Origin of the sequence: Mycobacterium sp. NPDC050853, from assembly GCF_040653875.1 — a bacterium.
Taxonomy (GTDB): domain Bacteria; phylum Actinomycetota; class Actinomycetes; order Mycobacteriales; family Mycobacteriaceae; genus Mycobacterium.
In genome coordinates, this window is record NZ_JBFAGW010000010.1 from 31,412 (window position 1) to 45,700 (window position 14,289).

Here is a 14,289-nt window from a genome sequence, read left to right on the forward strand (position 1 = left end):
AGGCGGTTGCGGTCCAACGGAAACACACCATTCAAGAAGGTGTCCCACTGCTGAACCCTGAGCGTGCGCCCCTTGCCATCCACCAGAGTCAGCTCGTCATCCAGACCGGCCTGCGCAGTCGCCGCCGTCGCAAAGAGAGCAACAAGAGTCATGACTAAGGCGCCAGCCGCCAACACACCACGGCGGGCCCCGCCCGATACCTTGCCCAACAGCTTCATTCGGTTCCTATCAGTCTCCTCATGGCGAACATGAGAAATTCCTAAGCGACGGACAGGATGGACGATATCGGCACGGTGACGGCGCGGCAATCTGAACCAGCGTTCTGTTTACCCTTAGATCGCCGCACTCCGGGCAGGCCCACCAACCGGAAGTTAGCCGAACCCAAGACATCCCAGAGTTAACAATTGCGTGAACGAGGGGTTTGCCAGGAAACAGCTGGCGACTTCGGGGGAACCGTCACCCCGGATGGGTATCGGAGATCTGCCACCTGCCGTATTTACGTGTCCTATATGCGGGGATTACTTAGCGGTGGTGGGGCGGAACGTTATCGCGCAACCACCGATCGCCCTCATGAGTGCCGTGCGAATCGTTCATGTCGCGTTCATCTGGCCCCAAGGACGGCATGGTCTGGCCAAAAATTTGCTCGATATCCACATTGCTGGCGCTTGTTCCCCCTTCGCCACTTTCGTGGTGAAGGTCACATCTACGGCCCTCAGGGGACGGCACCCGGTCAGATCTCCAAGCTAGATAGCTGCTCGATGATCTGAATCGCCATCGGCGTGAGCGTGGCCATCCCGTCGCGCACCGCAGCACGGGTTCCCGCAATGTTGACCACCAGGGTGCTCCCAGAAATGCCCGCCACTCCACGCGACAGACCTGCCTCGGTGACACCGGCCGCGAGCCCGGAAGACCGGATGGCCTCGGCAATGCCGAGCAGCTCACGGTCGAGCAGCGGCTGAGTGGCCTCGGGGGTGACATCGCGCGGGGTGACACCGGTGCCACCCACGGTCACCACCAGATCAACACCGCCGATGACCGCGAGATTGACGGCGTTCTGAATCTCAGCCAGGTCCCCCTCGACAGCCACCACACCGTCGACCACGATTCTGGCCTCGGAGAGCAGCTCGGTAACGAGCGGACCGGTGGTGTCCTGGTCACCATGCGCCGTCCTGTCGTTGACAATGACGACCAGAGATCGCCCCACCGGTCCCGCCTCAAGCTCTGACATGGAAGCAACGGTAACCGCTCGCGCGGACATCTGAGTCATCGGGCGACCTCACCCAGTATCACGTCGGCCGTCTTCTCCGGTCCGCCGTTGCCGTCGGAGTACGTCAGCGTCACCTTGTCACCGGGAGCCTTGGATCGCACGGCCGCGACAAGTCCGTCGGCGCTGCTCACCGCGCGGTTGTCCACCTTCGTCACAACCGAACCGTTGGGTATCCCGGCCTTTTCGGCGGCACCACCGGCGACCACCTCGACGATCCTGGCACCCTGGATTTCCTTCTCGTTGCCCACCCGGACGCCCAGCGACGCGTGGGTGGCGTGGCCGCTTGCGATGAGCTGATCGGCGATCCGCTTCGCCTGGTCGACCGGGATCGCGAAGCCCAGACCGATCGATCCGCCCTGCGTCTCTCCGCTGGAATCACCGCCCATGGTGGCGATGGCGGAGTTGATCCCCACCAGCTCACCGTTCAGGTTGACCAAGGCGCCACCGGAGTTGCCCGGGTTGATGGCGGCATCGGTCTGGATGGCGTCCAGCACGGTGTCCTGGTTGCCCGCTTGTCCCGCCGTGAACACCGGGCGGTTCAGCGAGCTGACGATGCCGGTGGTCACCGTGCCATCGAGGCCAAGCGGGGAACCGATCGCGACAACCGACTGTCCCACAACCAGATTCGCGGAAGATCCGATCGCCACGGGCGTCAGACCCGAGGCTCCGCCGATCCGCACGACGGCGATATCCGTGGCGGGATCGATCCCGACCACGGTGAAGGGTGAGTGCTTTCCGCCCGCGACGGTGGCGGTGGTCTTGGCGCCGGGCTCCACGGCCGCCTGGACGACATGCGCGTTGGTGAGCACCAAGCCATCGGCGGAGAGGATCACCCCGGATCCCTCCTCGCTCGACCGCCCCATGATCGTTTCCAGCTTGACGACGCTCGGAAGCACCTTGGCCGCAACCTGTTCCACCGATCCGGCAGGTAGCGCGGAGACCGGCTGCGCGGCCGACGAGCGCCCGGGCGAGATGGGGGTCAGACCGGTACTACTGCTGGTGACGGCAGGTGACTTGTGCTGGCGGTCGGCGACAACGGCACCCACTGTCCCGCCCAGGCCACCCGACACCACGGCCAGGGCGACGGCACCCACGATGAGCCCGCCGGTGCGCCTCCCCCGCGGCTGCTCGGCTTGCTGCTGACGCGGCGGCTGCCCCGCCGGGCGATGCTGATTCGGCGGCTGGCCGGCCCCCTGCTGCGGGTAGCCGTAAGGCTGTCCCTGGTAGTGATGACCGGATTGGGCGTGGTGGGTCGGCGCCTGGTGCCCCTGTTGCCCGGAGTAGGGGCCGGACGGCCGGTAGGCCCAGCTGCCGTGGGGGTCGTTGGTCATAGCTGCTTCCTCACACGTCCTTCATAGGCGTTCAAGATCGACTAGCTCGAGTGCCACGCTGCCGGAGCGGACTGAGAATCCACTGAGATCTGTCTCGTCTTTGGCACAGAGTTCCGGCGCCCGCTCGCGTCTCCCATATCTCCAGACCCGACGTGCCCGGGCCGGCCTGGAAGAAGCACGTGCATTGACGTTCCCGGAGCCGGGTTATCGTCCACCAGCGCGCCCGGCTCTGTCTCCTCGACCTTGATGGCACCACCATGTTTCAGCACAACCTGTTTCACAATGGCCAACCCCAAACCGGATCCCGGCATTCCCCGGGCCGGGGTGGCCCGGTAGAACCGCTCGAAGACCAGATCACGTTCAGCAGGCGGGATCCCGGGGCCCCGATCGGAAATCACCAGCTCGGCATGCGCGGCGTCAACCTGGGCCAGCCGCACCGACACCGCAGTTCCCGATGGGCTCCACTTCGCCGCGTTGTCGAGCAGGTTGAGAACCGCCCGTGACAATCCCGCCGCATCGCCGTACACCTGCCAGGGCTGCATGACGACATCGAATTCGATGTCGTTGCGGCGGCGGCGAACTCGTTCCAAAGTTCCCTCCACCACCTCGACCAGGTCCACCGGCTCGTGCACAATATCGGCGCCGTCGCCACGCGCGAGATCGACCAAATCGCCCACCAACGTAGACAATTCCTCGATCTGGGCCATCACATCGGTCTGCAGCGCCTCCATCTCCTCATCGGGCAGCCGCGGGGCGCCCGGCTGCATCGAGGCCATCAGCAGCTCCGTATTGGTGCGCAGCGAGGTCAACGGGGTGCGCAGCTCATGGCCTGCGTCGGTCACCAGCCGTGCCTGGCGGTCTCGCGACTCTGCCAGTGCGCGCAACATCGTGTTGAAACTGACTGTGAGTCGTGCCAGTTCGTCGCTGCCGGTGACGGCAATGGGTCTCAGGTCGTCGGTTCTTGCCACCCGCTCGGCGGCATCGGTAAGCCTGGCCACCGGACGCAACCCGGTGCCGGCCACCATGGCTCCGGCCGCAGCTGCCACCGCGACACCCACGCCGCCGACGATCAGCAGCACCCAGCCCAGCCGCCGCAGCACCGTATCGGTGGGGTCGAGCGATTTCGCCATGATTAGCGTGCTGCCATTGTCGAGCCGGAGGGCAAGCACGCGTTGGTGATTAACGGTGCGCAGCGACTGATCCAGCTCGCCGCGAGTCACCGCCTGCTCGGGCGCACCGTAGGGAATGGTCTGTCCCTGCTGGGTGGCCGAGAACGTGATGAGCCCCGGGAAGATCAGTTTGGCGTTGACGTCCGCCGAATACGCGGTGCCCTCGATGGCGCGGCGTGGGTCCACCGACAACAACCCGCTACCGATGAGCAGGTTGGCGCGATCGTTGAGCTGCTTGTCGACATCGCGATACAACGCCGTCGACACCAATAGATAGGAAGCAACGGCCATGAGCACCACGACCATGGCCACCATCGACATGGCGAGCAGCATCACGCGCCAGCGCAGCGATACCGATGAGCTGGTGGCCCGCAGCGGTGAGAACAGAGCGGAAGTTGGTCTACGCATCCTTAGTGTCGCCATGGGGATTACGGAGGGGTCTCCCGAAGCACATAGCCGACACCGCGGACGGTGTGGATGAGCCGGAGCTCCCCTTCGGCTTCTGTCTTGCGCCGCAGATAACCGACGTACACCTCGAGTGCGTTACCGGATGTCGGGAAGTCGAATCCCCACACCTCTTCGAGGATCCGGCTGCGCGTGAGCACCCGCCGCGGATTGGCCATGAGCATTTCCAGCAGTGCGAATTCGGTGCGCGTCAGGCTGATCGACCGGGTGCCGCGGTGCACTTCGCGGGTGACAGGGTCGAGCGTGAGGTCACCGAAGCTCAGCATGGCAGCGTCCGCTGATTCGTCGACGGTCCTCCGGCGCAGCAGGGCACGCATCCGGGCAAGAAGTTCCTCGAGCGCGAAGGGCTTAGGGAGGTAGTCGTCTGCGCCCGCATCCAGACCGGCCACCCGCTCGGATACCGAGTCGCGGGCAGTCAATACCAGAATCGGCAGATCGTCTCCGGTGCTGCGCAGCCGGCGGCACACCTCAAGACCGTCGAGCTTGGGCATCATCACGTCGAGAACCAGCGCATCGGGACGATCGTTGGCGATGACGTTCAGCGCATCGACACCGTCTTCGGCGAGGGCTACCGAATAGCCATTGAAGGACAGGGACCGTCGTAACGACTCGCGCACCGCACGATCGTCATCGACTACAAGAATTCGCACAGGCACCAGTGTTAACCGTGCGGCTGAGATATTACTGAGGAAGCCTGAGAATCAGCTCGCGCAGCGTTCAGCGACGGTCGAAATCGATGAGCCCGAGGCGCGCAGCCTTGAGCAGACGACGGGGAACCTTGTGGTTCTGTCCGCCGACAGTGACGTTCACCAGCTCAGTGGCGGTGGCCTTCCACTGCGCACGCCGACTACGGGTGTTGGAGCGGGACATTCTCCGCTTGGGGACGGCCATGTTTGAGCCCTCTCCTTAATTCTCAGGTTTGTGTGTCATTCGCCCGCGCCGCGCGAACATGTCGGGCGCAGCGAGCGACAATCAACATACGATAGCCGGTAGCTGGCATGAGCTGCAAATTCGCTCCCCAACTGGGTGTGTGATCAGGCCACTGAGGCCGATCCGCCCTGCGCACACATCACAGATCCCGTCCACCAATCACGGCAGGATCCGCTCCTTCCGGTCGACGATATCGCCGGGCCGCTGCAGGCGGAAGGTGAACCTCCCGCACGGGTCGACTGCCACGACCGCGCAGTCGTATCTGCCGATACTCCCGGTGCCCAGGACTATCTGCCGGCGGAGGGTGAAGCGGTTCCCGACGACCAACGCGAACCCGAGGGGATGAATCCACCAGGTATCGGGGTCTGCAATGGAATCCCACATTTCGGCTGGTAGGTGCGGGTAAAAATGCGCCACAAAGATCTGACCAACCACTTGGTTGGACCCACTGATTGACGTTTCCGACGGTGGGGTAACTTAACAGCGCACGAGCGCCATGGTGGCCTGTGTCACTGGGCGCGGCATTCCTAATAAGGACATCCCGAAAGGAAGAGCTCGGTGACTTCTCCAGTTCGGATCGGCAACTGTTCAGGCTTCTACGGTGACCGGATCTCGGCCATGCACGAGATGCTCTCGGGCGGTGAACTCGACTACCTGACCGGCGATTACCTGGCCGAGCTGACGATGCTGATCCTCGGGCGTGACCGGGCCAAGGCCCCCGAGCGCGGCTACGCCAAGACCTTCCTACGCCAGCTCGAGCAGTGCCTGGGTCTGGCTCAGGACAAGGGCGTGACGATCGTGGCCAACGCGGGCGGCCTCAATCCCGCGGGCCTGGCGGATGCGATCCGCGGGCTCGCCGAGAAACTGGGTGTCACCACCAAGGTCGCGCATGTCGAGGGCGATGACCTGCTGCCCCGCGCCACCGAGCTCGGCCTGGGCGCCCCACTGACCGCCAACGCCTACCTGGGCGCCTGGGGCATCGTCGAATGCGTCAACTCGGGTGCCAATATCGTGGTCACCGGCCGGGTCACCGACGCCTCGGTGATCGTCGGACCGGCGGCGGCTCACTTCGGCTGGCGCCGCGACGAGTACGACAAGCTCGCCGGGGCCGTGGCCGCCGGGCACATCATCGAATGCGGCACCCAGGCAACCGGCGGTAACTACGCCTTCTTTACCGAGATCCCAGACCTCGCGCATGCCGGATTCCCTCTCGCCGAGGTGTACGCCGACGGGTCATCGGTAATCACCAAGCACGCGGGAACCGGCGGCGCGGTCAGTGTCGGCACAGTGACAGCGCAGCTGCTGTACGAGATCACCGGTGCTCGCTACGCCAATCCGGATGTCACCACGCGCATCGACACCATCGAGCTGACGCAGGAGGCACCGGACAGGGTGCGCGTCTCCGGCGTTACCGGCGAGGCACCGCCACCCGATCTCAAGGTGTCGCTCAACGCGTTGGGCGGATTCCGCAATCAGATGACCTTCGTGCTGACCGGGCTGGATATCGACGCCAAAGCCGACCTCACCCGCAAGCAGCTGGAGTCGTCGATGTCCACGGCGCCCGAGGACATCCAGTGGACGCTCGCGCGCACCGATCACCCGAACGCCGACACCGAAGAGGCCGCGAGCGCGCTACTGCGCGTCGTGGTCCGCGATTCGGATCCCAACAAGGTGGGCCGCCAGTTCTCCAATGCTGTTGTGGAGCTGGCCCTGGCCAGCTTCCCCGGTTTCCACGTCACCACCCAACCCAAGGATGGCGAGCCGTACGGCGTGTTTACCCCGGGATACGTTCCCGCCGTGAAGGTTCCGCATATCGCGGTACTGGCCGACGGCAGCCGGGTTGATATCGCGCAGGCGACGCAGACCCAGCCGCTGGCGGAGGCGCCCGCCGCCGCATTGCCCGAACCGCTACCTGCCGAGCCGGTACGACGGGTCCCGTTGGGCACCATCGCCGGTGCGCGCAGCGGCGACAAGGGCGGTAGCGCCAATGTTGGCGTCTGGGTGCGCACCGACGAGGAATACCGTTGGCTTGCAAACGCATTGACGGTCGATGCGCTGCGGGAGCTGCTACCGGAGACCGAGCACCTGGAAGTCGCGCGCTACCTGCTACCCAAACTGCGGGCCGTGAACTTCGTCATCCAGGGCATCCTCGGCAAGGGCGTGGCCTACCAGGCCCGCTTTGACCCGCAGGCCAAGGGCATTGGCGAATGGCTCCGTTCACGTGAGATCGATATCCCCGAATCGCTCCTAGAGGAGACACAACAGTGAGTCAGTGGAACAGCCCGGAGCGCAAGGCGCTTCGGGAGACGGTGCGCGACTTCGCCGAGCGCGAGATTCTGCCCCATGTCAACGAGTGGGAGCGCGAAGGGCTGATCCCCCGCGAATTGCACCGCAAGGCGGGCGATCTGGGACTGCTCGGACCGGGCGCCCCAGAGGAGGCGGGCGGTGGCGGTGGCGATGCCATCGACCCGGTGATCGTGTGCGAAGAACTGCATTACGCCGGTGTGCCCGGTGGTGTATTTGCCTCACTATTCACCTGCGGGATCTCCACACCGCACATGATCGCCTCCGGCGACCAGCGGCTCATCGACACCTATGTGAAGCCCACCCTGCGAGGTGATCTCATTGGCTCCCTGGCCATCACCGAACCCGGTGGTGGATCCGATGTGGGACATCTGGCCACGTCAGCCAAGCGAGACGGCGACCATTACATCGTCAACGGCTCCAAGACCTTCATCACCTCCGGGGTGCGCGCCGACTATGTGGTGACCGCGGTGCGTACCGGCGGACCGGGTGCGGCAGGGGTGTCGCTGCTGCTGGTGGACCGGGATACTCCAGGTTTTGAAGTCGCGCGCAAGCTCGACAAGATGGGCTGGCGCTCCTCGGATACCGCCGAGCTGTCCTTCACCGATGCACGCGTACCCGCCGAGAATCTGGTGGGCGGCGAGAACACCGGCTTCGCGCAGATCGCCGGGGCCTTCGTCTCCGAGCGCATCGGCCTTGCCGCCCAGGCGTATTCCAGCGCGCAGCGCTGCCTGGACCTCACCGTGCAGTGGTGTCGGGACCGGGAGACCTTCGGTCGCCCCCTTATCTCCCGGCAGTCTGTGCAGAACACGCTCGCGGAGATGGCACGCAGGACCGACGTGGCGCGGGTCTACACCCATGCCCTCGTGGACCGCGCGATCGCGGGCGAGACAAATCTGATCGCCGAGGTGTGCTTCGCCAAGAACACCGCCGTCGAGGCCGGAGAGTGGGTAGCCAACCAGGGCGTCCAGCTGTTCGGCGGTATGGGCTACATGACCGAGAGCGAGATCGAACGCCAGTACCGCGATATGCGCATCATCGGCATCGGTGGCGGCACCACCGAGATCCTCACCTCGCTGGCCGCCAAGCTCCTGGGGTACCAGTCGTGACCATCCTTCGTACCGCCGTCAACACCGGCTCCCCCGAGTACATCGCCGCGGCCGAAGCCATGACAACCAAATTGGCCGAGGTCAGTGCCGAAACCGCCAAGGCCCTCGCAGGTGGCGGTGCCAAGTACGTCGCCCGCCATCATGAACGCGACAAGCTGCTGGCGCGTGAGCGCATCGAGCTGTTGATCGACCCCGATTCCCCGTTCCTGGAGCTGTGCCCGCTCGCGGCCTGGGGTAGCGACTTCACCGTCGGTGCCTCACTGGTGACCGGCATCGGCGTGGTCGAAGGCGTCGAGTGCATGATCGTGGCCAACGACCCCACCGTCAAGGGCGGCACAAGCAACCCCTGGACGTTGCGTAAAGTACTGCGGGCCAATGATGTTGCCTTCCGGAATCGCCTACCCGTGATCTCGCTGGTGGAGTCCGGCGGTGCCGACCTGCCCACCCAGAAGGAAGTATTCGTACCCGGCGGGCAGATGTTCCGCGACCTCACCCGGCTCTCGGCGGCGGGCATCCCCACGATCGCCCTGGTGTTCGGAAACTCGACCGCCGGTGGCGCCTACATCCCAGGCATGTCGGACCACGTGGTGATGATCAAGGAACGCTCCAAGGTCTTCTTGGCCGGTCCCCCGTTGGTCAAGATGGCCACCGGCGAGGAATCGGATGACGAATCCCTGGGCGGTGCCGAAATGCACTCCCGTATTTCCGGTTTGGGCGATTACCTGGCCGTCGACGAGCAGGATGCGGTGCGTCTTGGGCGGCAGATCGTGTCGCACCTGAACTGGGTCAAGAAGGGTCCCACGCCCGCGGCGGTGATCGAACCGATCGCCGACCAGGAGGAGCTCCTCGGCATCGTTCCCGGAGATCTGCGCATCCCGTTCGATCCGCGCGAGATCATCGCCCGCATCGTCGACGGTTCCGAGTTCGACGAATTCAAGGAGCAGTACGGCTCGTCGTTGGTCACCGGATGGGCGCGTCTACACGGATATCCGATTGGCATCCTCGCCAATGCGCGCGGTGTGCTGTTCAGCGAGGAATCGCAGAAAGCCACCCAGTTCATCCAGCTGGCCAACCGGACCAATACGCCACTTCTTTTCGTGCACAACACCACTGGATACATGGTGGGCAAGGAATACGAAGAGGGTGGGATGATCAAGCACGGGTCGATGATGATCAATGCCGTGTCCAACTCGACGGTGCCACATCTGTCCCTGATCGTCGGCGCCTCGTACGGCGCCGGGCATTACGGCATGTGCGGCCGCGCCTACGATCCCCGCTTCCTGTTCGCGTGGCCCAGCGCCAAATCAGCGGTGATGGGCGGCACCCAGCTGGCCGGTGTCATCTCCATTGTGAGCCGTGCCGCCGCGGCGGCACGCGGCCAGGCCGTCAACGAGGACGCCGACGCTGCTATGCGGGCTGCCATCGAGGCGCAGATCGAAGCCGAGTCACTGCCCATGTTCATGTCCGGGCGGCTCTACGACGACGGGGTCATCGATCCCCGCGACACCCGGGCCGTACTAGGTATGTGCCTGTCTGCCATCGCCAATGGACCGATCGAGGGGACGTCGAACTTCGGCGTCTTCCGGATGTGAGGTTAAGAATCAGATGACTATCACCTCCGTACTTGTCGCCAACCGTGGTGAGATCGCTCGCCGCGTCTTCGCCACCTGTCGCAAACTCGGCCTGGGCACGGTCGCCGTCTACTCGGACGCCGACGCCGACAGCCCACATGTATCCGAGGCCGATGCCGCAGTCCATCTGCCCGGCACCTCCAGCGCCGACACCTATCTGCGCGGTGAACTGATCATCGCCGCGGCCAAGGCCACCGGTGCCGACGCCATCCACCCCGGCTACGGATTCCTCTCCGAGAATGCGGCTTTCGCTCGGGCTGTGGCCGATGCCGGCCTCAGCTGGATCGGCCCGCCCGTCGCGGCCATCGAGTCAATGGGTTCGAAGATCGAGTCCAAGAAGCTCATGGACGCTGCCGGTGTACCGGTGCTGGGGCAACTCGACCCGGATACGGTCACCGCCGATCAGCTGCCGGTGCTCGTCAAGGCCTCCGCCGGCGGCGGTGGGCGCGGCATGCGAGTTGTCGACAAACTTGCTGACCTGCCACACGAAATCGCTGCCGCACAGCGGGAAGCCCAATCGGCGTTCGGTGATCCGACGGTCTTCTGCGAGCGCTACCTGGGCACCGGCCGCCACATCGAGGTACAGGTGATGGCCGATACCCACGGCACGGTGTGGGCCGTGGGAGAGCGCGAATGCTCCATCCAGCGCCGCCACCAAAAGGTCATCGAAGAGGCCCCCTCCCCGCTGGTGACTCGGATCGCCGGTATGCGGGAGCACCTGTTCGAGGCGTCGCGCACCGCCGCGGCGGCCATCGGATACGTCGGCGCGGGAACCATGGAGTTCTTGGCCACCGAGGACGGGGAGTTCTTCTTCCTGGAGATGAACACACGCCTGCAGGTGGAGCACCCGGTCACCGAATGCACCACAGGCCTGGACCTGGTGGCATTGCAGATCCAGGTAGCCGACGGTGCCGAGCTGCCCGCCGAACCTCCTGCCATTCACGGGCATTCGATCGAAGCGCGCCTGTACGCGGAGAATCCCGCGGCAGGGTGGCAGCCACAAAGCGGCACCGTGCACACATTTTGCCTGCCAGACACAGCACCGGGCTCCGTCGCGCAGTTCCATGTTCCCGGGCACCCGGGAACCAACGGGATCCGCCTGGACTCGACCATCGTCGGCGGCAGTGTGGTGTCGGTGCATTACGACCCGATGCTCGCCAAGGTCATCGCGGTGGCACCGACACGCACCGAAGCCTCGCGGCTGCTGGCATCGACCTTGGAGCGCACCCGCCTGCACGGCCTGACCACCAATCGCGATCTGCTGGTCAACGTGCTGCGGCACCCGGCGTTCCTCGACGGCGACACCGACACGTCGTTCCTGAACAAGCATGGGCTCGATACCCTCGCCAAACCCTTGGCCGATGAAGCGGCGCAACAGTATTCAGCCCTCGCGGCGGCGCTTGCCGATGCGGCCGCGAACCGCTCCGCAGCCCGCTCTTCGGGAGTTTGCGGCGATCTGCCCAGCGGCTGGCGCAACCTCGTATCCGGATACCAGACCAAGGAATACGCAGCAGGCGAAAGCACCATCGATGTGCGGTACCGCCTTGCCCGGACCTGCCTGGAGCTCGACGGGGAATGGCCTGCCATCGAGTTGGTATCGGCCACACCCGATCACGTGATCTTGGTCATCGACGGGGTTCGACGGGGCTTTGATATCGCCCGCTACGGCGAAACCGTCGACGTCGATTCACCGCTCGGCCCGGTGGCACTCACCGTGGTGCCCCGGTTCACCGATCCCAGTACTGAGGTGGCCGCGGGCTCGCTCATCGCGCCGATGCCGGGTGTGGTGCTGCGGGTGGGTGCTGCTGTTGGCGACATCGTCTCCGCGGGCACGCCCATCGTCTGGCTGGAGGCCATGAAGATGGAGCACACCATCACCGCGCCCGCTGACGGTGTCATCGAAAGCCTCAATGTCGAACCGGGACAACAAGTCGAGCTCGGCACGGTACTCGCCCAACTTGCATCCACCGATGCCGCCAACGAAGGAGAGCCAGCATGAGCAGCACCGCTACCCAAACCAATCCCTATACCGAGTCCGACGAACGCAAGGCGCTCCGCCAGGCGGTAGCCGCCCTGGCTTCCAACTACGGTCACGAGTACTACCTGGAGAAGGCCAAGACCCATACCCCCTTGACCGAATTGTGGAATGAGGCAGGGAAGCTCGGCTTCCTGGGCGTCAATATCCCCGAGGAGTACGGCGGCGGCGGCGCTGGCATGTACGAGCTGTCGCTGGTGTTCGAGGAACTCTCGGCAGCCGGATGCGCGCTGCTGATGATGGTCGTCTCCCCCGCCATCAATGCCACCATCATCGCCCGGTACGGCACCGAGGAGCAGAAGAAGAATTGGCTCCCGGCGATGGCCGATGGCACCTTCACCATGGCCTTCGCCATCACCGAGCCCGATGCCGGATCCAACTCGCACAACATCATCACCACCGCCAAGCGCGACGGTGGCGACTGGATTCTCAATGGGCGCAAGGTCTTCATCTCAGGTGTCAACGAGGCGAACGCGGTTCTCGTGGTGGCCCGCACCGAGGAGGCCAAGACCGGCAAGCTCAAGCCCGCGCTCTTCGTGGTGCCCACCGACACCAAGGGATTCGAGTACACCCCGATCGATATGCAGCTGACATTGGCCGAACAGCAGTTCCAGGTGTTCCTCGACGATGTGCGGGTACCCGGTAACGCCCTCGTCGGATCCGAGGACGCCGCCCTCATGCAGCTGTTCGCGGGTCTCAATCCGGAGCGGATCATGGGAGCCGCCAGTGGCGTCGGCCTCACCCGGCTGGCGCTCGGCAAGGCTACCGACTACGTGAAGACCCGCCAGGTATGGAAGACACCCATCGGTGCGCACCAGGCCATCGCGCACCCGCTCGCCGAGATCAAGGTCGAACTGGAGCTGTCCAAGCTGATGATGCAGAAGGCCGCCACTCTGTACGACTGCGGTGACGACTGGGGTGCGGCAGAGGCTGCCAATATGGCCAAGTACGCCGCCGCCGATGTGGCATGCCGCGCCGCCGACCGCGCCGTACAGTCCTTGGGCGGCAACGGGTTGACCACCGAGTACGGGGTGGCACCGCTGCTGAATCTGTCACGGTTCGGGCGCATCGCACCGGTAAGCCGGGAGATGATCCTCAACTTCGTCGCGCAGACATCCCTCGGCCTGCCCCGTTCGTACTAAGGAAAGGACCCGCCGAATGGCGAAAGAATCCGAGACTCTGGTCCAGTACGAGGTAGAAGGCCGCGCGGCCCGCCTAACGCTTGACTCGCCGCACAACCGCAATGCGTTGTCCAGCGGGTTGGTGCTGCAATTACGGGACGGACTGAAGCGGGCCGCGGCCGACAAGACGGTGCGGGCCGTGGTGCTCAGCCACACCGGCAACACCTTCTGCGCGGGTGCCGATCTGTCGGAAAGCTCAGCGGCCCCATCCGGCAGCACCGATCCCCAGGACATTGCCAAGGATCGGGCCGGCCAGCTGACCGCGCTGTTACGCGACATTCTGGAGCTGCCGCTGCCCGTCATCATCGCCGTCAACGGCCATGTGCGCGCCGGTGGTTTCGGTTTGGTGGGCGCCGCGGATATCGCGGTCGCGGGACCGGATAGCACCTTCGCACTGACCGAGGCACGCATCGGAGTGGCTCCGTCGATCATCTCGCTGACGCTGCTGCCCCGGCTCACCGGCCGGGCAGCGGCGCGCTATTTCGTCACCGGCGAGAAGTTCGATGCACGGGTGGCCGCCGAAATCGGTTTGGTGACCAAGTCCGTCGACAGTTCCGAGGCTGTAGAGGCCGCGGTCACCTCATTGGTGGATGACATCGCGCTCGGTTCGCCGCAGGGGCTCGCCGAGTCCAAGAAGCTCACCACCGCGCCGATACTCGCCGATTTCGATGCGCGTGCCGACGAGTTGACGGAAACCTCGGCGCGATTGTTCGTGTCGCCGGAGGCACAAGAGGGCATGTTGGCATTCCTGCAGAAGCGTCCTCCCGCCTGGCAGGTGTGAACCATGCAGCACTACAGACGTAGTGCGCTGAGCAACACTATTGAACCGCGTGCCTTTAAGCGCAGTTCGTCGTAGGCTCGGCGATG

General features: G+C 64.8%; 13 protein-coding genes and 1 pseudogene. 6 read left to right on the forward strand and 8 right to left on the reverse strand.

Features of this window, described 5'->3' with window-relative positions; translation table 11 throughout:
- The 8 genes and pseudogenes from AB0H22_RS23460 to AB0H22_RS23495 form a co-directional block, all read right to left on the reverse strand.
- Nucleotides 1-218, reverse strand: a pseudogene (locus AB0H22_RS23460) (porin); the annotation flags it as partial.
- A gap of 304 nt (nt 219-522) precedes the next feature.
- The gene (locus tag AB0H22_RS23465; RefSeq protein ID WP_358149461.1) at nt 523-726 is read right to left on the reverse strand and encodes a hypothetical protein; all 204 of its coding nucleotides are present in this window, start codon (nt 724-726) and stop codon (nt 523-525) included.
- Between the two features lie 4 nt (nt 727-730).
- The gene (locus AB0H22_RS23470; RefSeq protein ID WP_180751242.1) at nt 731-1,228 is read right to left on the reverse strand and encodes a molybdopterin-binding protein; all 498 of its coding nucleotides are present in this window, start codon (nt 1,226-1,228) and stop codon (nt 731-733) included.
- 35 nt (nt 1,229-1,263) lie between these two features.
- Nucleotides 1,264-2,598 (reverse strand): trypsin-like peptidase domain-containing protein, encoded by a 1,335-nt coding sequence (locus tag AB0H22_RS23475; RefSeq protein ID WP_180751241.1) that lies wholly within the window; start codon nt 2,596-2,598, stop codon nt 1,264-1,266.
- A 41-nt stretch (nt 2,599-2,639) separates the two neighbouring features.
- The gene (locus AB0H22_RS23480) at nt 2,640-4,175 is read right to left on the reverse strand and encodes a HAMP domain-containing sensor histidine kinase (protein WP_180751240.1); all 1,536 of its coding nucleotides are present in this window, start codon (nt 4,173-4,175) and stop codon (nt 2,640-2,642) included.
- 20 nt (nt 4,176-4,195) lie between these two features.
- Nucleotides 4,196-4,882 carry a response regulator transcription factor gene (locus tag AB0H22_RS23485; protein ID WP_180751239.1) on the reverse strand — a complete coding sequence of 229 codons (687 nt, stop codon included), beginning with the start codon at nt 4,880-4,882 and terminating at the stop codon, nt 4,196-4,198.
- Between the two features lie 67 nt (nt 4,883-4,949).
- Nucleotides 4,950-5,123 (reverse strand): 50S ribosomal protein L32, encoded by a 174-nt coding sequence (rpmF, locus tag AB0H22_RS23490; protein WP_078297068.1) that lies wholly within the window; start codon nt 5,121-5,123, stop codon nt 4,950-4,952.
- 198 nt (nt 5,124-5,321) lie between these two features.
- Entirely contained in the window at nt 5,322-5,546 is a 225-nt protein-coding gene (locus tag AB0H22_RS23495) for a hypothetical protein (protein ID WP_358149466.1), read from the reverse strand.
- A gap of 174 nt (nt 5,547-5,720) precedes the next feature.
- Between AB0H22_RS23495 and AB0H22_RS23500 the strand changes: the two genes are divergently transcribed.
- The 6 genes from AB0H22_RS23500 to AB0H22_RS23525 are packed head-to-tail and all read left to right on the forward strand — an operon-like array spanning nt 5,721 to nt 14,203.
- Nucleotides 5,721-7,430: an acyclic terpene utilization AtuA family protein gene (locus AB0H22_RS23500; protein WP_358149468.1), complete on the forward strand. Its 1,710-nt coding sequence runs from the start codon at nt 5,721-5,723 to the stop codon at nt 7,428-7,430.
- Nucleotides 7,427-8,575: an acyl-CoA dehydrogenase family protein gene (locus tag AB0H22_RS23505; RefSeq protein ID WP_358149471.1), complete on the forward strand. Its 1,149-nt coding sequence runs from the start codon at nt 7,427-7,429 to the stop codon at nt 8,573-8,575. Before AB0H22_RS23500 ends, AB0H22_RS23505 begins: the two co-directional genes overlap by 4 nt.
- A 2-nt stretch (nt 8,576-8,577) precedes the next feature.
- Nucleotides 8,578-10,167, forward strand: coding sequence for a carboxyl transferase domain-containing protein (locus tag AB0H22_RS23510; RefSeq protein WP_358149599.1), 1,590 nt, complete (start codon nt 8,578-8,580; stop codon nt 10,165-10,167).
- 13 nt (nt 10,168-10,180) lie between these two features.
- Nucleotides 10,181-12,205: a biotin carboxylase N-terminal domain-containing protein gene (locus AB0H22_RS23515; protein ID WP_358149473.1), complete on the forward strand. Its 2,025-nt coding sequence runs from the start codon at nt 10,181-10,183 to the stop codon at nt 12,203-12,205.
- A complete protein-coding gene (locus AB0H22_RS23520) occupies nt 12,202-13,383 on the forward strand; it encodes an acyl-CoA dehydrogenase family protein (protein WP_180751233.1) in 1,182 nt (393 codons plus the stop codon). The genes AB0H22_RS23515 and AB0H22_RS23520 overlap by 4 nt, the downstream gene beginning before the upstream one ends.
- Before the next feature lie 16 nt (nt 13,384-13,399).
- Entirely contained in the window at nt 13,400-14,203 is an 804-nt protein-coding gene (locus AB0H22_RS23525) for an enoyl-CoA hydratase family protein (RefSeq protein WP_180751232.1), read from the forward strand.
- The last annotated feature ends 86 nt before the right edge of the window (nt 14,204-14,289 follow it).

Bases quoted from the DNA above. Each gene is read 5' to 3' on its own strand.
- AB0H22_RS23495 (WP_358149466.1), bottom strand. From the start codon at position 5,546: ATGTGGGATTCCATTGCAGACCCCGATACCTGGTGGATTCATCCCCTC.
- AB0H22_RS23520 (WP_180751233.1), top strand. From the start codon at position 12,202: ATGAGCAGCACCGCTACCCAAACCAATCCCTATACCGAGTCCGACGAA.
- AB0H22_RS23480 (WP_180751240.1), bottom strand. From the start codon at position 4,175: ATGCGTAGACCAACTTCCGCTCTGTTCTCACCGCTGCGGGCCACCAGC.
- rpmF (WP_078297068.1), bottom strand. From the start codon at position 5,123: ATGGCCGTCCCCAAGCGGAGAATGTCCCGCTCCAACACCCGTAGTCGG.
- AB0H22_RS23475 (WP_180751241.1), bottom strand. From the start codon at position 2,598: ATGACCAACGACCCCCACGGCAGCTGGGCCTACCGGCCGTCCGGCCCC.
- AB0H22_RS23515 (WP_358149473.1), top strand. From the start codon at position 10,181: ATGACTATCACCTCCGTACTTGTCGCCAACCGTGGTGAGATCGCTCGC.
- AB0H22_RS23470 (WP_180751242.1), bottom strand. From the start codon at position 1,228: ATGTCAGAGCTTGAGGCGGGACCGGTGGGGCGATCTCTGGTCGTCATT.
- AB0H22_RS23525 (WP_180751232.1), top strand. From the start codon at position 13,400: ATGGCGAAAGAATCCGAGACTCTGGTCCAGTACGAGGTAGAAGGCCGC.